Origin of the sequence: Alteromonas pelagimontana (assembly GCF_002499975.2) — a bacterium.
In the GTDB taxonomy this organism is placed as follows: domain Bacteria; phylum Pseudomonadota; class Gammaproteobacteria; order Enterobacterales; family Alteromonadaceae; genus Alteromonas; species Alteromonas pelagimontana.
Genome location: NZ_CP052766.1, coordinates 12,886 through 33,632, shown reverse-complemented (window position 1 = coordinate 33,632; position 20,747 = coordinate 12,886). Strand labels below are relative to the sequence as shown.

17 protein-coding genes are annotated in these 20,747 nt (G+C 45.2%); 9 read left to right on the top strand and 8 right to left on the bottom strand.

The window, feature by feature from the left end; all coding sequences use genetic code 11:
• Position 1 precedes the first annotated feature (1 nt).
• The gene (locus tag CA267_RS00160; RefSeq protein ID WP_075609342.1) at positions 2-3,121 is read left to right on the top strand and encodes an efflux RND transporter permease subunit; all 3,120 of its coding nucleotides are present in this window, start codon (positions 2-4) and stop codon (positions 3,119-3,121) included.
• A gap of 299 nt (positions 3,122-3,420) precedes the next feature.
• On the opposite strand, the gene CA267_RS00155 is transcribed toward CA267_RS00160, so the two are convergent.
• The 5 genes from CA267_RS00155 to CA267_RS00135 form a co-directional block, all read right to left on the bottom strand.
• Positions 3,421-3,720 (bottom strand): hypothetical protein, encoded by a 300-nt coding sequence (locus CA267_RS00155; protein WP_083638441.1) that lies wholly within the window; start codon positions 3,718-3,720, stop codon positions 3,421-3,423.
• Positions 3,721-3,729: 9 nt separating this feature from the next.
• Positions 3,730-4,851, bottom strand: coding sequence for a porin (locus tag CA267_RS00150; RefSeq protein ID WP_075609343.1), 1,122 nt, complete (start codon positions 4,849-4,851; stop codon positions 3,730-3,732).
• A gap of 34 nt (positions 4,852-4,885) precedes the next feature.
• Positions 4,886-5,770, bottom strand: a complete 885-nt coding sequence (locus tag CA267_RS00145) for an IS982 family transposase (RefSeq protein WP_170668995.1) — start codon at positions 5,768-5,770, stop codon at positions 4,886-4,888.
• Positions 5,771-6,028: 258 nt separating this feature from the next.
• Positions 6,029-7,594: a methyl-accepting chemotaxis protein gene (locus CA267_RS00140; protein ID WP_075609344.1), complete on the bottom strand. Its 1,566-nt coding sequence runs from the start codon at positions 7,592-7,594 to the stop codon at positions 6,029-6,031.
• 228 nt (positions 7,595-7,822) lie between these two features.
• Positions 7,823-8,701 carry a LysR family transcriptional regulator gene (locus CA267_RS00135; protein ID WP_075609345.1) on the bottom strand — a complete coding sequence of 293 codons (879 nt, stop codon included), beginning with the start codon at positions 8,699-8,701 and terminating at the stop codon, positions 7,823-7,825.
• A gap of 177 nt (positions 8,702-8,878) precedes the next feature.
• Here CA267_RS00135 and CA267_RS00130 point away from each other — a divergent pair, with 177 nt between their 5' ends.
• Positions 8,879-9,826, top strand: a complete 948-nt coding sequence (locus CA267_RS00130) for an HPP family protein (protein ID WP_075609346.1) — start codon at positions 8,879-8,881, stop codon at positions 9,824-9,826.
• A gap of 57 nt (positions 9,827-9,883) precedes the next feature.
• On the opposite strand, the gene CA267_RS00125 is transcribed toward CA267_RS00130, so the two are convergent.
• Entirely contained in the window at positions 9,884-11,854 is a 1,971-nt protein-coding gene (locus tag CA267_RS00125; RefSeq protein ID WP_075609347.1) for an acyltransferase family protein, read from the bottom strand.
• Positions 11,855-12,202: 348 nt separating this feature from the next.
• On the opposite strand from CA267_RS00125, the gene CA267_RS00120 reads away from it, so the two are divergent.
• From CA267_RS00120 to CA267_RS00090, 7 genes are all read left to right on the top strand, one after another.
• The gene (locus CA267_RS00120) at positions 12,203-14,098 is read left to right on the top strand and encodes a CocE/NonD family hydrolase (protein WP_075609348.1); all 1,896 of its coding nucleotides are present in this window, start codon (positions 12,203-12,205) and stop codon (positions 14,096-14,098) included.
• 246 nt (positions 14,099-14,344) lie between these two features.
• Positions 14,345-15,175 (top strand): sulfurtransferase, encoded by an 831-nt coding sequence (locus CA267_RS00115; RefSeq protein WP_075609349.1) that lies wholly within the window; start codon positions 14,345-14,347, stop codon positions 15,173-15,175.
• A gap of 1 nt (position 15,176) precedes the next feature.
• Positions 15,177-15,905 carry a Sir2 family NAD+-dependent deacetylase gene (gene cobB, locus CA267_RS00110; RefSeq protein WP_232367576.1) on the top strand — a complete coding sequence of 243 codons (729 nt, stop codon included), beginning with the start codon at positions 15,177-15,179 and terminating at the stop codon, positions 15,903-15,905.
• A gap of 1 nt (position 15,906) precedes the next feature.
• Positions 15,907-16,539 carry a LysE family translocator gene (locus tag CA267_RS00105; protein ID WP_075609351.1) on the top strand — a complete coding sequence of 211 codons (633 nt, stop codon included), beginning with the start codon at positions 15,907-15,909 and terminating at the stop codon, positions 16,537-16,539.
• Positions 16,540-16,601: 62 nt separating this feature from the next.
• On the top strand, positions 16,602-17,357 hold the full coding sequence (locus tag CA267_RS00100; protein WP_139316242.1) for a DUF2189 domain-containing protein: 756 nt from the start codon (positions 16,602-16,604) through the stop codon (positions 17,355-17,357).
• Positions 17,350-18,141: a glucosaminidase domain-containing protein gene (locus CA267_RS00095; protein ID WP_075609353.1), complete on the top strand. Its 792-nt coding sequence runs from the start codon at positions 17,350-17,352 to the stop codon at positions 18,139-18,141. Before CA267_RS00100 ends, CA267_RS00095 begins: the two co-directional genes overlap by 8 nt.
• Positions 18,138-18,773 carry a DUF2987 domain-containing protein gene (locus tag CA267_RS00090; RefSeq protein WP_075609354.1) on the top strand — a complete coding sequence of 212 codons (636 nt, stop codon included), beginning with the start codon at positions 18,138-18,140 and terminating at the stop codon, positions 18,771-18,773. The genes CA267_RS00095 and CA267_RS00090 overlap by 4 nt, the downstream gene beginning before the upstream one ends.
• Here the strand turns inward: CA267_RS00090 and rssA are convergent.
• A complete protein-coding gene (gene rssA, locus CA267_RS00085) occupies positions 18,770-19,672 on the bottom strand; it encodes a patatin-like phospholipase RssA (RefSeq protein ID WP_075609355.1) in 903 nt (300 codons plus the stop codon). The two genes, CA267_RS00090 and rssA, sit on opposite strands and share 4 nt — an antisense overlap.
• A gap of 6 nt (positions 19,673-19,678) precedes the next feature.
• Positions 19,679-20,617, bottom strand: coding sequence for a tRNA 2-thiocytidine(32) synthetase TtcA (gene ttcA / locus CA267_RS00080; protein WP_075610061.1), 939 nt, complete (start codon positions 20,615-20,617; stop codon positions 19,679-19,681).
• Positions 20,618-20,747 lie beyond the last annotated feature (130 nt).

Genomic DNA, 20,747 nt, shown 5'->3' with positions numbered 1-20,747 from the left:
AATGTTTTCCCAGTTTTTTATAAATCGTCCTATTTTTACGTCTGTTATTTCTCTCATTATTATGGGGATCGGGCTGTACTCTCTATTAAATTTACCCTTAGAGCAGTATCCGAATATCGCGCCTCCAAAAGTTTCTATTTCAGCTTCTTATCCAGGGGCTTCCGCAGAAACACTGGAAAATACTGTTACGCAAGTGATAGAAAAAAATCTCACTGGCATTGATAATCTGCGTTACATTCAATCGCAAAGTTCCTCTGCGGGCAATGCCTCTATTACCCTCACATTTGAACCTGGTACCGACGCGGATATTGCGCAGGTACAAACACAGAATAAAGTGTCGCAAGCGCAGTCTGCGTTACCACCCACGGTTCAGCAACTCGGCGTGACAGTGGAAAAAGCCGGTAACAGTTTTGCTTTCTTGCTAAGTTTTTATTCTAAAAGCGGCGAAACAAATCGCAATGATATATCGGATTTTTTGGTATCAAACCTGGAGGAGCCGCTAAGCCGGGTAAACGGAGTAGGACAAATTCAGACTTTTGGACCTGAACATGCCATGCGAGTGTGGTTAGATCCTCACAGCATGAACAACTTTAATATCACTACCCTGGATGTTATCAGTGCCATTGAAGAACAGAATGTTCAGCTTGCTTCGGGAGAAATTGGTGGCACTCCTGCTGTTGATGGCCAGCAGATTAACGCCACTATTACAGCCCAAGCTCTTCTTTCTACTCCAGAAGAGTTCGAGCAGATATTACTTTCGGTAAATTCTGATGGTTCACATGTGACGTTAGGAGACGTCGCCCGCATAGAAATAGGAGCAGAAAGCTATCAGGTACTGGGGCGATGGAACGGTAAACCCGCTTCTGGTATCGCTATTGAACTGGCTCCATCAGCAAATGCATTAGCCACAATTAACGCTGTTAAAGCGCGCATTAAAGATTTTGACAATATTATTCCCAGTGATTTGGAAATTGTCTATCCAGTGGATATATCACCTTTTATTGAATCTTCCGTTTTCAATGTTGTTGAAACCCTTGCCATCGCCATTGTACTGGTAGTGCTGGTTATTTATATTTTTCTGCAAACGCTGCGCGCCACACTAATTCCTGCGGTTGCCATTCCCATTGTACTATTGGGAACATTTGGTTTTCTATTGGCATTGGGTTACTCAATTAATGTTCTTACTTTATTTGCTTTGGTATTAGCCATCGGCATGTTGGTAGACGATGCCATTGTGGTAACAGAAAATGCTGAGCGAAAACTAGAGGAAGATGGAGAACTTTCGCCTAAGGACGCGGCAAAAAAAGCCATGAGTGAAATTTCAGGAGCCTTAGTGGGCACCACCGTAGTGATTTGGGCAGTATTTTTACCCATGGCGTTATTTGAAGGATCGGTAGGAGTGATCTATCGACAGTTTGCTATCACCATATCAGCAGCAATGACAATTTCACTGTTTGTTGCGCTGACGCTGTCGCCGACGTTATGCGGCATTATTTTACAGTCAGGGAAAACAGCAAAGAAAAAAGGAATATTTGGTTGGTTTAACAAAGGGTTCGACAAAATGCGTGCTGGTCATGGGCGCGTACTTGAAAAAACCCTCAACAACAAATTTATTCTTCCACTTATTTTCGCCGTTTTAGTGGCTATTACCATATTCGTATTTCTTCGCATTCCCACTTCTTTTTTGCCTGAAGAAGACCAAGGGCGTATGTTTACTTTGGTGACCGGACCTCCAGGTTCTACGCTGCAACAAACCCGCGAAAAATTAGCAAAAGTAGAAAATTTCTATTTAGAAAAAGCCGGAGGTACAGTTGAGGGACTGTTTACCGCCGCGGGATTCAGCTTTGCGGGCCAGGCGCAAAACGTAGGCATTGCTTTTGTAAAAATGAAAGACTGGGAAGCGCGGGGAGAAGACAACAGCGTGTTTAATATTCAAAAGCAGGCTACCCAGGCTCTGTCATCTGTTAAAGATGCCATGATAGTCCCTCTGATTCCACCTCCGGTCAGCGCGCTGGGCAATGCAACTGGATTCGAATTTCAGTTAATTGATAAGGGAGGCGTGGGACACGAGGCACTTGTCGCCGCGACCAATCAATTTCTGGGCACCGCCGCGCAAAGCCAGATGCTTAGCCAGGTGCGCTTTAATGGTTTAGCGGATAACGCGCAATATGATTTGCATATCGACGGCATAAAAGCTCGCGCGCTAGGCGTACCCATATCTGCCATTAATCAAACTTTAAGCGCAGCCTTGGGTGGAACATACGTTAACGATTTTATCGAAGATGGCCGCATCAAACGCGTATATGTACAAGCAGAAGATCAATATCGGATGCTGCCAGAAGATATTAATGATTGGTATGTCCGTAACGATAGTGGCGGCATGGTGCAGTTGCAGGAAATTGCCAATGGTGAATGGGCTTACGGCCCGCCAAAACTTACTCGATTTAACGGCATTTCATCGAGTGAAATTCAAGGCTCTACGCCTTCTGGAGTAAGTTCAGGTGAAGCATTGCAGGAGGTTGAACGTCTTGTTAAATCCCTTCCCGAGGGCATCGATATTGCCTGGACCGGACTTTCCTATGAAGAAAAGGAGAGCGGCAATCAAACCATGATGCTGTACGGAATTACCGTAATCGCAGTGTTTATGATACTGGCTGCGCTGTATGAAAGCTGGACCATTCCTTTGGCGATTATGCTTATTGTTCCGCTGGGGATATTTGGCGCGGTAATGTCAACCTGGCTTGCCGGCCAGGCGAACGACGTTTATTTTCAGGTGGGTTTGCTGATGACTATTGGTTTGGCGGCGAAAAATGCGATATTAATTGTCGAATTTGCTCAGCGTAATGTTGATGATGGTATGAGCGTTTATGATGCCGTAATGGGTGCTGCAAAACAGCGATTGCGGCCGATACTAATGACATCGCTAACATTTATACTCGGCGTAATGCCATTAGCTTTCGCCTCCGGCCCCGGGTCTGGCGCTCAGAACGCCATTAGTATTGGTGTGCTGGGTGGCATTACTACAACAACCATTTTTGTGGTTTTCTTTGCACCCTATTTCTTTTTATGGATATACCGACTGTTGAAACCTAAGCAGTATAAGAAATTAAATGAAGGGTAACATTCTCGGTATCCACCTGAAGCCGGCGTCTGCACATTGAGGCTTATGAGCAGTGAAGGAAGTGCAGGGCAGTAGAATTAGTTTTTTGACTAAATTGAAATAGAAAAAGGGCCGTTGTTGGTATCAGCCCTTTGCTTGGTTTTCAGTTGGCAGCGGGGTCGTAGCTATTTAAAGCAGCTACGACTCCAAGCCTTAGAATTTATGTAAAACCTTAACAGAATCTGTGACTTCTGCGGCATCAATAACGCCAATCTTGCTTTTGTCTGAAGCCACTTCTTTAATTATATCGGCCGTGTTATCTAGCGTCTGCGGCGGGCGTCCACCGCCTGTGAAAGCCAGTTTTGCCCAATAGGCTTTGTACTGACTAGGCGTGTGAGATATACTTTTTCAATAAATTCGTCAGATGCTTTGCCTCCGGCCATAATAGGGGTTAGCGATTTATCTTTACCCAGAAATAGCTTAGTTACCTGATCTGCATCGACGCTTTCGTTAAAGCTGCTGTTTACTATCACTGCGATTTCAGCAGATGCGGGTAAGGCAAATGATCCGACAGCAGCGAACAAAACACTTAGAGAAAATAATTTCGTAAATTTTTTCATATAATCACCTTAAAAAACTGTAACAACGGCGATTTGAAACAGGCCTGCATCGCTGCCATCCGCTTGCTCAGAATTCGTATATTCAGCCTTAAATGCTGCGGAATCATGAAAGTCCCAACGTACACCCACTGTATAAAACTGCGATTCTCTGGTTCGGCTAGCTAATACTCCCTCTGTAGTCGCGGTGAGCTGATCTAACTGAGGCGTTACGCCTGAAGGAATAACCGATAAATCTACGCCAGTTTTTGCCGAATCCCGACCAACCGTGCCATGAAACATGACAGAGTCAAACCGCTTGCCCAGCGACACCATCCACGGTTTATTATCGCCTATGAGCGTGTTGTCCATTGCTACGGAAATGTATTCGGCCACAAATAGCCAATCCTGATTATCGAAAATAACGCCGAATTCCAACCCTTCTAACGTATCTTCGTAAATTTCCAAATCATCGCCAATATAGGCGAAAGGAGTCTGGCGCCAAGCGTCAGCAAGCGGTGTCAACCCAAGATCTGCTCCGAGTTCCAAATTAAGATAGGTTGTCCGGAAAGTCCACCAGTCATAGTTGACGCTGGCGACAGCACTAAACACATTATCGATGTCAAACTCTACGCCGTTGTCTGTGTTGTTTTCCTGACCATAATAAAAACGCAGGTTTACCTGACTTTCACCGACCGTGAAATCGTGAATAGAAGAGACACCATTGATGCTGTCAAAGAATGATTGATAAACCTCCGTTGGCGGCGCTATCCAGTGATATGCGTAGGACACATCTAAGTAATCAGAATAAAGATAAACAGGAATACGTTGCCGACCCACCTGAATTCGCCAGTTATTTTTGGCCTGATACGATAGGTATGCCCAGGTGAACTCTGGATCCCAATCCTCGTTTCCGCGCGCTCTGATTTGTGTGGTAACACTGAGGCCGTCACCTAAATCCGAGAACGCCTGTAACGCAAAAAAGGAGCCTTGCGAGAAGTTGACATCGGTATCAGTATAGTCTCGAATTTTGGTATTTTCTTCGGTAAGTACACCCGCTGAAACGGTGCCAAAGCCACTAAACTGGATATCAGCATTGGCAGTTGAAGAAAATGCCAGTGCCAATGGCAGACAACGCAATAAGGAAAATTTCATAGTAGATCCAAAAGGTAAATAACCCCAGATCGGCTTAAGCAACAACCATCGCATTGCGCTCAATGTCACTGATATTAAGGGATGGCTTGTTTTCTTTAAGACAATAAGCCACCAGACCAGCCATTAAATTGAGTGTAAAACCATTTATACTCCGATGCCTTGAGTGCTCAATGTATGAAATGTTCTTTAATTGGTCGTTGATAGTTTCAATAATGAAGCGCTTCGATAGCATCGCTCTGTCCCATAAAGACATCGCTTTTGCTTTCATATTTTTGCGAACCGTGGTGATAAGTTTGACGCCTTTCTCAAATAAATTAGCTTCTAATGCTTTGCTCAAATACCCTTTATCGCCATACAATTTGTCGGGTAAATGTCGAGCTAATTCTTCGACAGGTTTTGTGTCATGGACATTCCCCGTCGTCACTTTTGTCGCCACGATTTCACCCAGATGGCTCACTATCAAGTGTAGTTTAAAGCCGTAAAACCAGCCCATTGTTCCTTTTCCTCTTTGCGCTATCCCGTCAAAGGTTTTATGGCGAGGTATGCGAATGTTATGGCAAACCTTTAGGCTGGTAGAGTCAATGAATTCAATGCCTGTAGGCTTTCCCTTTAAAGTACTGAAGTAGGCACACATGGGCACAATTGTTCGCGGCATTACTTCTAAAAAGCGTGTATAACTAAGCAAATCAGGAAATGCGTTGCGATAAAATACTCTTACATACCCCGAGTAATAATTCTTAAAATCGCGATGATGTGACATGTGAAAACCGATGATGATTGTCATCATTTCACTCATTGACATACGGCACTCACGTCGTCGTCTTCTGGTGCCGTCTTCAAGTAGCTGCTTTTGCCATTGGGGAATAAACACTTTGCAAAAGTCATCGACATCGCAAAATAATTCAACTAGATTCTTCATGCCTGTTCCTTGTTGATTTGGTCATTTCTTTGTCGAAAGATCCGATCTTGGAACAGGCTTTTAGTTCAATTTCTTAAACAGGATTGGGGTTAAATATTTCGTCGCGCATAGTAGTGCAACATTAGGTAAAATGCATACGCCCAAAGTACGAAAGTGCATAGCTATATTGATAACTGCATATGCACGACCATACCTGATAAGGCGTTATACTCTGAACTGTCTGGCTATAGATTCAAGCTTCGTTGCCAGTTCGGCTAACTAGGTGCTGGCAGAAGCCAGTTGATAGGAATTTTTACCCGTTTCTTCTGTCCGGCGGGAGATCGCATCGACACTACCCACAATATTTTTAGATGTGGATTGCTGAATATCAGTAGATTGAGCGATCTGGGCGTTCATTTGGCTAATTTGTTCTATAGTCTGAGTAATGGTATCTAAGCTCGCACCAGCGGAATTAGCGGTTTCCACGCTTTCTTTCGCGAAATCGTTGCCTTTGCTCATCACCGCTACGGCGGAATGCGCAGCACTTTGCAGTTGCTGAATGGTTTGTTGAATTTCTTCAGTAGACTTCTGCGTTCTGGAAGCAAGCGTACGGACTTCATCAGCGACCACAGCAAAGCCGCGTCCCTGTTCCCCAGCGCGGGCAGCTTCAATAGCGGCATTTAGCGCAAGCAGATTGGTTTGTTCCGCAATTCCTTTTATTACGTCCAGTACGGCGCCGACTTTATTGGAATCACCCTCAAGTTTCTTGATAACATCTGCGGCTTCAGCCACATTATTCGCTAAACCTTCAATGCTGGAGACCGTATTTCCCACAACCAGCTTACCTTCTTGCGCGGCTCTGGAAGCTTCATTTGCGGCTTTGGCAGCCTCTGATGCATGGCTTGCCACAGAATTGACTGACTCGTTCATATTGTCTACCGCCGACTTTGCTTCAATGGCGGAAGCTTGTTGATTCTTAATAGTAAGATTGGTTTCTGATGTCAGCGCATGTAAGCTTTGTGCCAGCGACGACAACGGCAGCGTTGTCTCTACAATGTCTTTCACGATATTCTGTAGCCGCTCCATAAAGCGGTTGAAATACGTTACCAGCTCACCGACTTCATCTTTCGAGTTAGAGGGAATGCGAATAGTCAGATCACCATTTTCCTCGGCGATATTTCGTAACGATTGCACCACGCGATTCAGGTTTCCTCTGATTTCTGAAACAATGGGCCAGGCTGTTGCAAACAAAATGATGATGGTAAGCACGCCCATCACAATGCCCAGCATCAATAAGAACTGCTGAGCTTCATTGTAATCAGAAAATGCCGTATCAAATGCTTCAGCACGGGCTTGCTTAAAACGCAGCAGGTGTTCGGTAACAGTTGTATAACTGGCATTCATTTCTTCTAGCTGCTCGTTCAGTGTGCTGAAGTCAGTGGTGTTGTTTAACATAGATTCAGTAATGGGCAGCGCAAGACTAAAATAGGCGTTAAATTCGTTTAATACGGCGCTTACCTCACCACTTAACTCTGGATCTATGTTCTCGATCTCCCTCAGACTTTGTAGGGTGGCTTCGGCAGAAGCCTGAGCTTGCGCTAATGCTTCGGTATCTCCAGTGGTGACAGCGGCAGCAAGAAGATCACGGATTTCTTCCATACTCGCTAATGCTGTTGAACTTAACTGCAACGCAGGAAAGTCAATATTCTTTGCAACCTTAAGCTGTTTTGCATTTTGGGTAGAAATGTAGCTGTTAATTACGATAAAAACGACGAAACTTGCTGCTCCGATAATAGGAATGAGAAAGATTTTTTTAGCGACTGAAAGTTTTAACAGAAATTTCATTGGGTATCCTGTAAAAAAGCTACTGCCAAATCAGGTAAGACAGTTCTAATATAATAAATAGCTAAGGTTTTGAAATATGCCAAAAGAGATTAAGATGAAAAGTGCGACAGTATGACGTTATCGTTCTTGCACGCTTTAAACTTTAGAACCGTTGAATGTTTTTCCGTGTTCGCTTCCGTAAAAGATGCTTTACATGATGGCTTTTTCCTTCTAACGAATTTATCCACCCTAGAACCAATTACTTTCCGATTTGGCGAGATTGCGCAGTTTCTCAACACACAGTATTACCGTCTCTGTCGGCGCTTTGCGGTGAAGAATATAGACAGGATAGGAAAATTCAGGCGTATCCACTACCCGGTGAAGATCCTGGGAATTCAGATGGCGATTTACCACGCGCGTTCTGAAATAGCCTCTTCCGCCTTCTTTCAGAATATATTGAAGCGCAGCGGGACCGAAATTAAAGTAAATGCGACTTTGGATGAGCTCAGGAAATGCAGCGTCGTGTTGCTCCGCAAATTCCTGCCCCCAATCAACGTAAACATATTCGTCTGCAGGTAGCCTGGCAGACCGCATCCTGGCAGACCGCGTCCTGGCAGACCGCGATGTCACCATGATCAGCTTTTCATCCAAAAGGTGCTCAACACACACATTAGTGGCGTACGCTGGCAAATGAACCAGCGCGATATCGATGAATCCGGCTTTAATATCGCGATTGAGCCGATCAGATTCTGCCACAATAGTGCGCAGCGCAATATCTGGAAAAGACCGACAGATAACGCTCACCCATGCTGATAATAAAGGATTCCACAGGCTTTGCTCGCAGCCAATGGTCAGTACCTCTGATGTTTCAGAGGGCGCAGGCACATCTCGCTTGCTTGCCTCCCATATTTGTATCATTTGATGGGCATAGGGGAGTAAACGTTGGCCATTTTCGGTCAAGTGGGCGCCACTTCGGTTGCGGATCAGTAACGTACACCGAAGCTGTGTTTCCAGATTTTTTATCCGCGCGGTGACAGTAGTTTGGGAGACATGCAGTGCCTTAGCGGCGGCAATCAGACTACCGGATTGGGCAACTGCAATAAAAGTTTGCGCAAGATGAATATCCATAACAATTATGTCTTTTAATATCAAAATATCGAATATTATAAAGCATTAATATTCATTATTCCTCATTTAGAAGGCCTGCTACACTGCCGCGGCTGCTAAAAGGCGTTGATCCGATAACGTCAGGCTCTAATTCACATACATAAGAATCTCTCAAAATTGCGGAAAGACTAACAGGTTATGTTTACCGAACTTAAACACTATATGGGACTGGGACGCGGAACGACTTCAGCCAAAGAAAAAGCTGTGGCTGGTGCGACAGGCATGGTAGCCATTGGCCTGATATATTTTGCAGGACTAAGTTTTGGGCAAAATGCCTATATCTTTGCCGACTGTTTTGTTCTTATTCCCATTGCTGCCACCGCGGTTCTACTTTTTTCCGTACCTCATGGTGCGCTTTCCCAACCGTGGCCGGTCATTGGTGGCAACGTCGTGAGTGCGCTGGTCGGTGTGGTGTGTAGTAACTATATCCACTCGCCGCTGCTGGCTGCCAGCATGGCTGTTGGCGGCGCAATTTTCTTTATGAACTATTTTAAGTGCATTCACCCTCCTGGGGGGGCCACCGCACTCACTGCGGTACTTGGTGGGGATGGCGTAAAGCATTTAGGGTATCTATTCATTCTTTTTCCTGTGTTGTTCAGTGCGGTGATCATGGTGTTACTGGCAATTATTCTGAATTATCCTTTCAAGTGGCGCTTGTATCCCGTACACCTTTTTCACTTAACGCACACTGTACAGCGTGTGGAACCTAGCCAACGGAAATCAGAGATAACCCTTGAAGATTTTATCGCCGCAGTTAATCAACATGATTCCTACATTGATATTACTGAAGAGAGCTGGGTAGAGCTTTTTGAACTGGCTAAACTCAACGCAGAAAAAGAAGTGATTCATCCCAAAGAGATTAAGGTAAATGCTTTTTACAGCAACGGACAGTTGGGAAAAGACTGGTCTGTTCGTGAAGTGTTGCACCGCACAAAAGCCACTGCTAAACACGCTGGACAAGTCACTTTTCAACGGGTAGCCGGCACGACTATCGGCAATATAGAAACATGCAATGTTGAGGAGTTTCGTGCATGGGCGAAGTTCCAGGTGGTGAAAAAAGATTCCTTTTGGCAAAAATGCGGTTGAGAGACGATTTATTCGCCAGCTGCTTATGGCAAAGCTGCTGGCTCAACTGGATTATCCTTATTGGCTAACCGGCTTAAAATCCGCAAATCCCTTTTTATATAGATGCGTCATCAGCCGCTTACCGAATATTTCCTCTCCTTTCGTGCTGAGATGACGGTTATCGGAATACGTAATGTTGCCATCAATAATAAGATCGTCTGGCAGATTCAGCGCAAAAGCATCCATCTTAGTCACGTAAGTAATGTCTTTTGCAGCGAGTTTGCTACGCAATAAAGTATCTACTGTTTTAACTAACGCCACCGCATTTGCAGAAACATTACTTTTAGCTTGCTGCTCAAGCGGCACGTTGTAATCCCAGTAGAAGGGAGGTACTTTTATTGGCGGTAACATTCCAATCATAATGACGTTAAGATCATAACTTTTTTGTAGGGTATCAAGATAACTCACGATCTGGTCGATGTATTCGCCTAAGACCTCAGTAGAATTTGAACTGAACATGTCATTATGGGCAAACAGGCGATCGGGGGTTTGGGTGTACACCACCGTTGACAAGTTTTCCGCGTATTCCTGTGCAAAGGTTTTAAAATCTTCGTACTGACAATGAGGAATATCTTTGGGATTACCATTGTATTTGTGAGCGCGACAGGAGCCTCGGGAAACGCTGACCACAAACGGGTTTTCGCTGTTTCTCGCCACAGCGTTGTAAAGATCCATACCATGGCTACCGCCAAGTATCATTATCCCTTGGTCGAAGCGTTTTGCACATTCTTTAAATCGGGCTATGAAAGCGGGAGAAAATTCAGGCGACCAGAATTTGCACGCCTGTTCATACATATCCTGATGACTGTGGGACTCGCCAGCCACCTGTAGCAGTTCATAGCGGTACATATCGTGTGGTTGAAAAAGCTTCCGCACGGACACATTTTGCTGATAGAGCAGCCCGGCAAGTAGCACCACGGATAAAGACACTGCACTGAGAGAAAATATACGCCGACGTGAGTAGACCTGCTTGTTTCTAAAAGGCGATTCTACGTATTTCCAGCAGAGGGCGCTAACCCCAAAAGTAAGGACAATTAACCCAACTTTAGCTGAAGTGGATAAATGCTCGCCGTAATAAATTTTGGCAAGCGCAAGAACGGGTTGGTGCCACAGGTATAGGCTATAACTCATCAGCCCGATAAAGGTAAATGCTTTAACGGATAATATCGTCGCGGCAAGGTTATATTGTCTGGCGAATAACAACATCAATACTACCCCTGCAACAGGAACGGCTGTCAGCATGGATGGGTGCGGTGTGTTTGGGGTAAATGTAAGATAGCTCAGCATTACCATCAGCATACCTGCCAGCGCTAGTAGGTTTGCAAGAAGAGGTTTAACGTTCTTCACACCATTGCTGGTTATGAGAAAACTGGCTAAAGCGCCCGCCATAAGTTCCCACGCTCTGCTGGGAAGCAAGTAAAAATTTGGAATAGGCGCGGTAACAGCCATGATTTGGGCTAAAGTAATACTTACCAGTAAAATTACAATCAGTAACGCAATGAATAAACGCTTTCCCTGGGGCAGGACTAACATGGCAAGTAACGGGAAGAAAATATAATACTGCTCTTCGACCGCCAGGCTCCAGGTATGAAGCATCGGCGAGAGCTCAGACGCAGAACCAAAATAACCTGATGTTTGCCAAAAGAAAAAGTTGGAGGCAAATACCACCACACTGACGACGCTGGCACCGTAATCGAGCAGCGTTTTCGGGGCAACAGTAATGACAGGAATAACCGCTGACGTCGCGAAAATAACTGCGACTAACGCCGGCAGAATTCTGCGCGCCCGACGCTCATAGAATGTAAGTAATGAGAAGCTATTTTGCTGAATTTCAGTGGTGATGATAGAGGTAATCAAAAAGCCGCTGATTACAAAAAATACATCCACACCAAGATAGCCGCCGCTTACCCCAGGTAGACCCGCATGCATCCAGACTACCGGGAGAATGGCGAGGGCTCTCAAGCCATCTATTTCGCTTCTATACTTCATAAATTCCGTGTTGTTTTGCAAGCAGCTCTGGAAGGCTCCTCACATAAGAAAAGCTTAGCGACTGCTGGTAAAAGTTAATGTTGCTGATCAGAAACCCAAAACGGCAATTAAAGGAATTAAGATCATTAACTGTAAGAAAGTGAGCGCTTTGTTTAAATTGAGGTAGAAGCGCGTTTTAACCTAAGAATTCAACGAGTGAGCACACGACAAATTGAGTCAGCGATAGCGAAATGGTAGGTTCAGTCTTACCGAGGCTTTTTTATCCTGACGTGCGTATTGGCGACAACCTGATTTTGCTCATATTCCACGGTAAAGCGTCGGCTTTTATAAAATAATAAGGAAAAACTCATGCGACGACTTCAAGTTAAAATTGCGGGGCAGTGGCTGCTAGCTTTTGCAATAATTACGCTAAGCGCTTTTAGTGCGGCGGCAGAGAGCCAAGATAAACGGGCCGAATATATCCGCTCACATTATGCTAAATACGAATACCACATTCCCATGCGTGACGGCAAAAAGCTGTTTACCTCAGTGTACATTCCCTACGACAGTTCAAAAAAATACCCGATGTTGATGCAGCGCACGCCTTATCGCGTCGCGCCTTACGGAACTTCGGATTACAAAACCCGCCTGGGGCCAAGCCAAAAGTTTGAGGAAAAAGGCTACATTTTTGTTTTTCAGGACGTGCGTGGAAAGCAAATGTCGGAAGGGGAGTTTGTGAATATGCGTCCCCAGGACGCCTACACACGCGGCAAGGATGCGGTTGATGATGCCACCGACACTTATGACACTATTGATTGGCTGGTGAAAAACGTACCCGGCAACAATGGTAAAGTAGGGATGTGGGGCATTTCCTACCCTGGCTATTACACTTCGGTGTCGGCTATCAACAGCCATAAGGCGCTGAAAGCCATTTCACCGCAGGCGCCCATTGCCGATTGGTTCTTTGATGACTTTCATCGCAATGGCGCATTCTCTACGCCCATGGCTTTTTTATTCTTTGATTCTTTTGATAAACCTCGCGAGGGCGTGTTTCCTTTTCGCGCCAAGGGAGAAAACGAATTGCAGACGCCTGACGGCTATGATTTTTTCAAAAACCTGGGGCCGCATTCTAATGTAGATAAAAAGTACTTTAAGGGTGAACGGCCGTTCTGGAACGAGCTGACGCAGCATCCCAATTACGATGATTATTGGCAGGCACGCAATGTATTACAACACCTGAACGATATTAAACCCGCAGTGATGATTGTGGGCGGCTGGTATGATACCGAAGATCTGTACGGTCCACTTGCTACTTATCAAAAAATGTCTGATGGCAACAAGAAAAAGAATGTCCAAATCGTAATGGGGCCCTGGTACCACGGTCAATGGATTCGGGATAAGGGAACAAACCTGGGTGAGGCACAGTTTGGCTTTGAAACCAGTATCTGGTTTCAGGACAACGTGTTGTTACCTTTCTTTGAGCAACACCTTCGTGAATCTGCCAATGATAGCTATAACGCCAAAGCTACCGTATTTGAAACCGGAGCGAATCGCTGGCGTACCTTTGCACAGTGGCCGCCAAAAAATACCCACAATGAAACCTTATACTTCCAGGGCGAAGAAAAATTAGGTAACAGTAAACCAATGGTCAAAGAAGGGTTTTCTGATTATGTAAGCGATCCTAACAAGCCCGTTCCTCATTCGGCCAATATTAGCCGTGGCTGGGATCGTCCTTATATGGCAGAAGATCAGCGCTTTACCGCGCGTCGCCCAGACGTATTGGTATTTAACTCACCTGAAATGGAAGAAGACATGACCATCGCGGGGCCGGTAGAGGCATCGCTGTGGGTATCTACTGATCAATCGGCTGCTGATTTTGTGGTCAAAATTATTGATGTATTTCCAGGTGTCGATGAAAACTCCAATGAAATGGATGCTAAAACGGGTAATCGTCATGAGTTGGTTCGCTGGGGTATAATGCGTGGTCGGTTCAGAAACAGCTTCAGTGCGCCTGAACCCTTTACCCCAAATAAGCCGACGCTGGTTAAATTTGAGCTGTATGATCTGCTGCATAATTTCAAACGCGGTCATAAGTTGCAGATTCAAATCCAAAGCAGTATTTTTCCGTTTCTGGACAGAAACCCGCAAAATTATGTTGATAACATTTTTAATGCCACGCCTAAAGATTATGTGCGTGCGCAACATAAGGTTTATCATAATACCGAGTTTCCCAGCCACATCGCCTTTGATGTGCTGAGCAAATAACAGGAATAAGGCGCTCAGACTTGAGCGCTTTGCCTACTTTACCCTTAAACAAAGATTAAAATCCCGTACGCCAACTGACGATGAGTAAACGAGGGACGGGAGCAGTGCGTACACAAAAAAAGACTGGCTATATTTTTTCACCGAATCTTCGTATTATACCAATCCATAGTCAGAACTCATCGCTATGGATTGGCAATATTATTGGCTTTTAACTACATATATCCCACCTTACGTAAGGTTATCGCTATGAAAACCGCATTAATTTCAGTGGCTGAATTACAGCAGGCGTTAGTGCAGGAACCGCTGATGATACTTCGTGCATTGATGAAAGATCCGATTAATGGTACCGCTGACAATCATCAATCCGATTTTTTGCCTAATACATTTAATTTTGATATTGATAGTGAAGGAAGCGATCCCTCATCGTCTTTACCTCATACTTTCCCCGGCGTTGACACGCTGGCGCTTCATCTGGGGCACATTGGCTTAAGCATCGATACACCCGTAGTGGTTTACGATAACCACGGTATTTATTCAGCGCCCCGCGTGTGGTGGTTGTTGAAAGCGCTGGGTCATAAAAATGTGAAGATTCTTGATGGCGGTTTACCGGCGTGGAAGGCCGCTGCGTTACCCATTAATCCGGGCTCTGCAGTGCCGGGACACAATCGTTTTTACGAACCTCAGCCTGAAGCTGACTGGTTTGTTGGCGCTGGCGAAGTGGAAGCGTCATTAGGCTCAGCCACACAGATTGTGGATGCGCGTAGTCGTGACAGGTTCAGTGGAAAAGTACCGGAACCGAGGGCTGGCGTTCGTCGAGGGCACATACCGGGTTCGTACAATGTGCCGTTTACGGAATTATTGAAAAATCAGCGGTTTAAAAAGGTGAGGACGCTTAAAGACGCTTTTGCACAAGCGGGCGTGGACTTAAGTAAGCCAATTATCTGCAGTTGTGGTTCGGGTGTTACAGCCTGCATTGCTGGCGTTGCCGCTTTACTGAGCGGCGCGACAGTGGTGAGCGTGTACGATGGTTCATGGGCAGAGTGGGGGGCAAATACGCAATATCCGGTGGAGGTATAAAGTGAGAGAATTGCCAAGGATAGTTGTACTCACCGGTGCGGGTGTGTCAGCAGAGTCGGGTTTAAAGACGTTTCGGGATAATAACGGCCTGTGGGAACAACATCGCGTTGAAGAAGTCGCAACGCCTGAAGCGTTTGCCACAAATCCTGCTTTAGTTTACCGTTTTTATAACGCTCGACGGGAGCAGTTACAGCAACCGGAAATCGCCCCTAATGCAGCGCATATAGCGCTGGCTGAATGTGAAAAGGCCTTAGGTGATAATTTTCTTTTGGTAACGCAAAATGTGGATGACTTACATGAGCGGGCAAGCAGTGAGTGCGTTATTCATATGCACGGTCAACTTCTTTCTGCCCGATGTTGCCAAAGCGGGAAAAGTCATGTCTGGAAAACGTCCTTTGACGCTGATACTCACTGTCCTTGTTGCAAACCGCCAGCGCGGCTTCGACCAAACATCGTCTGGTTTGGCGAGATGCCATTGAGAATGGAAGATATTATAAGTGCGTTATCCAACGCCGATATTTTCATTGCTATAGGTACATCAGGACAAGTGTATCCTGCAGCAGGATTTGTTCAGTTGGCAAAAGACAACGGAGCAAGAACCATAGAATTAAATTTGCAACCCAGTGACACAATAACCTTGTTTGATGAATCGAAACAGGGGCTGGCTTCTGAAATTGTGCCAGCATTTTTACGCGAGTTACTGGAAGAGTGGCAGTATCCGAGACATTAAAATGACACCGTACATCGATGAATTTATTACCATAGCCATTATTCACTTAGTTGCTGTTGCCAGTCCGGGGCCGGATTTTGCTGTTGTGGTGAGACACAGCGTGACTTATGGCCGCCGGGCCGCATTACTAACCAGCATCGGTATCGGGTTGGGTATCTTATTGCACGTCGGTTATTCTCTTATCGGATTAAGTGTGGTGATAAAAACCACGCCCTGGCTATTTCGCACAATTAGCTATCTGGCTGCCGCCTATCTGGTGTATCTGGCGATAGGTGCATTGCGAAGCGGGCCTTCATCTTCGCCCGCAGTAGTGGGTGTCGACACTAAAAATAAAGCGACAATGTCTGACAGGAAAGCCCTGTGGACGGGATTTCTCACCAACGGGCTTAATCCCAAAGCCACACTGTTTTTCCTTTCGGTGTTTACGGCAATCATTAATATTGATACCCCTTTTAGTATTAAATTGATGTACGGAATCTATTTATCAGTAGCGACAGGTGTATGGTTTTGCTTTCTTTCCTACTTATTAAGTTCCAGTAAAATTGCACATCTTATCGGATCAAAAGGATACTGGCTGGATAGGGTGATGGGGGTGTTACTTTTAGGGCTCGCGGCAAAATTGGTTTGGCTGTAGTATGGCATTGAGGTCACTTACGTTATACTGGCATCTGGTTTACGTTGTAACTAGAGATGCTGTTGAATAATCATGAGCAGGGAAGACCGCCTTCTTCCTCCCCCCAAAACAATTTAGAAAATGCGCTGGCAGGCAATTATACGTTTAACGTAAAAGATGTTTTTGTCCGCGCCAACCGTATTGTTAAGGCACAGATCTGGCAATTGGTGCAGGCATGCGCCGTGCTCTTCGTTGTGGTCGCTGTGATGGTATCTATATTGATGCATCAGTATTCAGTAAGTGACTTAGAGCAGCTTAGCCAAACCCGAAGAGCGGTTATTGATATTGTGGTTATTTTAGTCATGGCACCACTTACCACTGGTTTAATGATGGTAGGCGTCAATGCCGCTCGAGGACGTTCAGTCGCCCCTTTTGATATTTTTCGTTATTTATCAATGACAGTTGTATTGGCATTGGCTCAGTTGGTAATTTCTATTCTGGTACAATTAGGTTTGGCATTACTGGTTTTGCCGGGCCTGTACGTTTTTGTCGCCACTTCCTTTACGTTACCGCTGATTGCAGAAAAACGCATGGGAGTGACTTCTGCAATGTTGCTTTCCTGTCGTGTGATTAATAAATATCTGGCTGGCTTTGCAACACTGTTTCTTATCTTTGCGGCGCTGTTAATCATCAGTTTGTTAACCTTTGGAATCGCGCTGATCTGGGTAATGCCGCTGTATTATGTCACTCTTGGGGTGCTGTATTGCGATCTTTTTGGTGAAGAATCTGTACTCACCACTTCGCATTTACCAAAAAATGAGTCGACGTTTGATGCATAAAACAGAAACGACAAAAATTGTCTTAATTACCGTCGCTGTTCTCGCTGTTATTGTCATTAATGCCTGGATATTAACGAATCGCGAACCGGATATTCTTGATGTACCTGAAACTGAGCAATCAGATAAGCCGGTTCCCGATTTTAATGCAATTGATAACGTCAGCAAGAAGAAAACCACCTTCTTTAATTATTTGCGCCCGGAAGTCGAAAAGCAAAACGAATACCTGTTGTCGCTGCGCCATTATATTCAAACGTTACAACGGAAAGTGAATAGTAATGAAGCGCTTTCTGATGATGATAAGGAGCGTATAGACTGGCTGGTGGAAGAGTATGCCGTTGAAGAAGATTTGGATGTAGACGACCAGATAGCGGCACTTCTTAAAAAAGTTGATATTTTACCTGTCGAACTGGTACTGGCACAGGCGGCAAATGAATCCGCGTGGGGAACCAGTCGGTTCGCTCAGGAAGGGTACAATTTCTTCGGCTTGTGGTGTTTTAAGCGAGGCTGTGGTTTTGTTCCATCTCGCAGAACGAAGGGCGCGGATCACGAAGTCGCCAAGTTTCCGAATTTGTCCCGCGCTACTTACACGTATATGCGTAATTTGAACCGTCATTACGCTTACCGGGATCTGCGAAATATTCGCTCAACTTTAAGGGCAAATCAACTGCCCGTTACGGGTGTGGCACTGGCTGAAGGATTGTTAAATTATTCTGAACGTGGTGTGGCATATGTTGAAGAATTACAGGCAATGATTCGATTTAATCAGGAGTTTTTGGCCGAATGAAAAAGCTAACTTTCTTACTCTGTGCTTTTTTAACCTTTTCAAGTTATGCGGAAGTGCTGAATGTTGAGTACAGTCGATTTTATAGTCATGTCAGAAAACTAAATGATGAAGATACCAAGGCACTTCAGTTTGCTTTCGGGTTTGTCCGGGTTGGGGAAGGGCATCTGTGCAAAATAAATGATGCAAAAATTGTTACCCAGAAACAGACACTACCGCTGGAAGTAACATCAGAAAACCGCTTTACCGTACCTTCAGAGAAAGTGCTGAAAATGGCAGAAGCAGTAGTCCGTATTGACCTTGAAGAGGCTGCCAATGTTTGCGATATGTCTGTACAGCTTGAAACCAAGCCTGAATATCTGAAGACGGAATATACCGCAGAAGAACTGGATATGTTACTTGAACAATATCGTTCGTTTTTTAACGAAATGGGAAGCTTCCTTTCCTTTATGATGCCTTCTGTAGAAGGGTTATTGTTCCACTTCGAAAACGGTACGTTAAACACCGCGCCAAAAGATACGCCTGCTATAAACGGCGGAATGCTGATGCTGAAAACGCAGTGGTTAGAACAGAAAAAATCATTGTCGTTACCCGAGAAGCCGCTGCGTATTACGGCTATTGCATCGAAGGGTTAGCCCAACACAAGTTGGTACCGGATTTGTTCTGCTAAGCGAGATACTGTTTCTTCACCGCGCTGACATAACGCTGCCGCTTTATGGAATTCCATTAAGCCGATATCCGTTAACTGCGGCTCAATGAGAATATCAGGCGGATCGCCCGCCAATCTTGAGCGCGTAACGCGAGCTTGTAAAATTTCCAGCGAGCTGCTCATTACGCTTAATATTCCTGGCGGTGACGCGTTTGGCTTATCGGCTTTGGTTTCAGGTGAAAACCATTGACGAACCGCATTGGAGCTTTTGGTGAAGAAATGGTCGGTTTTGCGTTGGATTTCTTCATGCTCTTCAGTGATTTTCTCCAGCCGTTGGGGGCGAAAATCGGCATTCAGATTTACCGCAATAACAAAGTCTGCGCCCAGTTGCCGACAAAGATTCACGGGCACAGGATTAACCACGGCACCGTCTACCAGCCAGCGGTCCTGAAAGGCCACAGGGCTAAAAAGCGCGGGTATTGCACAAGAAGCCTGAATTGGCTCTGCAATATCACCCGTGCTGAACATTACTTCACGGCCGGAATAAAGATCAGTGGCAACAACAGCAAATGGCTTCTCCATTTCTTCGAATGTGGGGGCGCAAAATTCGTTTTGTAGTTTCGCAAACACTTTTTGGCCGCTGGCAATACCGCCGCGACGGATACCCACTCCCATTAATGAAAGTATTTGCCATTCAGTTAATGAACACGACCAATCTTTTAATCCCTCGAGTTTTCCGCTGGCGTAAGCTGCACCGACATAAGCCCCAATTGAACAGCCCGCTACAATATCTATTTTAACGCCCAACTTTTCCAGCGCCTGAATAATACCAATATGTGTCCAGCCCCGAGCTGCACCGGCGCCAAGCGCTATTCCTATTTTCATGTTGAGTTATTCCGTCAGATTGACTATTTGCACTGAATTCTCATCATCAATGCCAGAAGCAGAGGTAAAATTCGGCGAATCGAAAGCAATATCGCCATCGTCTACCGGACCATCTGTTGTAGCAATGGCCTTAAAATCATATAGATTTTTATCGACCAAATGAGAGGGAGTGACATTTTGTAATGCACGAAACATTGATTCAATACGGCCTGGAAAGCGCTTGTTCCAATCCTGTAGCATGTGCTTGATATTCTGGCGCTGAAGGTTCTCCTGAGAGCCACAGAGGTTACACGGAATAATAGGAAACTCAGCAGCGTTTGAATATTTCTCAATATCTTTTTCGCTACAGTAGGCGAGGGGTCGGATAACAATATTCTGACCGTCATCACTGACGAGCTTCGGTGGCATAGATTTAAGTTTGCCGCCATGAAACATATTCAAAAACAGGGTTTCTAACATATCGTCGCGGTGATGGCCGAGGGCGATTTTCGTTGCTCCAATCTCTTTTGCTGTGCGATATAAAATGCCTCTACGCAAGCGACTGCACAACGAGCAGGTTGTTTTACCTTCAGGCACTTTATCCAGCACTATTGAGTAAGTATCTTCCTCTACTATTTTGTAGTCGACACCAAGGTTCTGCAGGTATTCAGGCAGCACGTGTTCAGGAAATCCAGGCTGCTTTTGATCGAGATTGACCGCAACAATATCAAAATGAATTGGCGCGATATTCTTTAAAAACAGCAATATATCCAGCATTGTATAACTATCTTTGCCGCCAGACAGGCAAACCATGACTTTATCGCCGTCGGCGATCATGCCGAAATCCTCAATGGCTTTCCCCACATTTCTTCGTAATCGTTTTTGAAGCTTGTTAAAGCTGTATTTCTGTTTGCTTTTCGAACTATGGATAGACTGCGGGCTGGCACTGGCGGCTTGCTGATTCATTTTTGTTACTGCTATTGCTGGTAAAGTTAACATTATACAAAAGCCGTGGCCCTGCCGTCACCTCTTATACCAATTGATACTGGTAATTGATAATTCATCGAGAATTAAATAAGTCTTAGCTAACGGCCTG

Excerpts from the sequence above, each read along its gene's own strand:
- CA267_RS00140 (WP_075609344.1), bottom strand. The coding sequence starts at position 7,594 with ATGAAATTTCTGTTAAAACTTTCAGTCGCTAAAAAAATCTTTCTCATT.
- CA267_RS00090 (WP_075609354.1), top strand. The coding sequence starts at position 18,138 with ATGAAAAAGCTAACTTTCTTACTCTGTGCTTTTTTAACCTTTTCAAGT.
- CA267_RS00115 (WP_075609349.1), top strand. The coding sequence starts at position 14,345 with ATGAAAACCGCATTAATTTCAGTGGCTGAATTACAGCAGGCGTTAGTG.
- ttcA (WP_075610061.1), bottom strand. The coding sequence starts at position 20,617 with ATGAATCAGCAAGCCGCCAGTGCCAGCCCGCAGTCTATCCATAGTTCG.
- CA267_RS00105 (WP_075609351.1), top strand. The coding sequence starts at position 15,907 with ATGACACCGTACATCGATGAATTTATTACCATAGCCATTATTCACTTA.
- CA267_RS00120 (WP_075609348.1), top strand. The coding sequence starts at position 12,203 with ATGCGACGACTTCAAGTTAAAATTGCGGGGCAGTGGCTGCTAGCTTTT.
- rssA (WP_075609355.1), bottom strand. The coding sequence starts at position 19,672 with ATGAAAATAGGAATAGCGCTTGGCGCCGGTGCAGCTCGGGGCTGGACA.
- CA267_RS00130 (WP_075609346.1), top strand. The coding sequence starts at position 8,879 with ATGTTTACCGAACTTAAACACTATATGGGACTGGGACGCGGAACGACT.
- CA267_RS00135 (WP_075609345.1), bottom strand. The coding sequence starts at position 8,701 with ATGGATATTCATCTTGCGCAAACTTTTATTGCAGTTGCCCAATCCGGT.
- CA267_RS00145 (WP_170668995.1), bottom strand. The coding sequence starts at position 5,770 with ATGAAGAATCTAGTTGAATTATTTTGCGATGTCGATGACTTTTGCAAA.
- CA267_RS00095 (WP_075609353.1), top strand. The coding sequence starts at position 17,350 with ATGCATAAAACAGAAACGACAAAAATTGTCTTAATTACCGTCGCTGTT.
- CA267_RS00150 (WP_075609343.1), bottom strand. The coding sequence starts at position 4,851 with ATGAAATTTTCCTTATTGCGTTGTCTGCCATTGGCACTGGCATTTTCT.
- CA267_RS00125 (WP_075609347.1), bottom strand. The coding sequence starts at position 11,854 with ATGAAGTATAGAAGCGAAATAGATGGCTTGAGAGCCCTCGCCATTCTC.
- CA267_RS00160 (WP_075609342.1), top strand. The coding sequence starts at position 2 with ATGTTTTCCCAGTTTTTTATAAATCGTCCTATTTTTACGTCTGTTATT.
- CA267_RS00155 (WP_083638441.1), bottom strand. The coding sequence starts at position 3,720 with ATGAAAAAATTTACGAAATTATTTTCTCTAAGTGTTTTGTTCGCTGCT.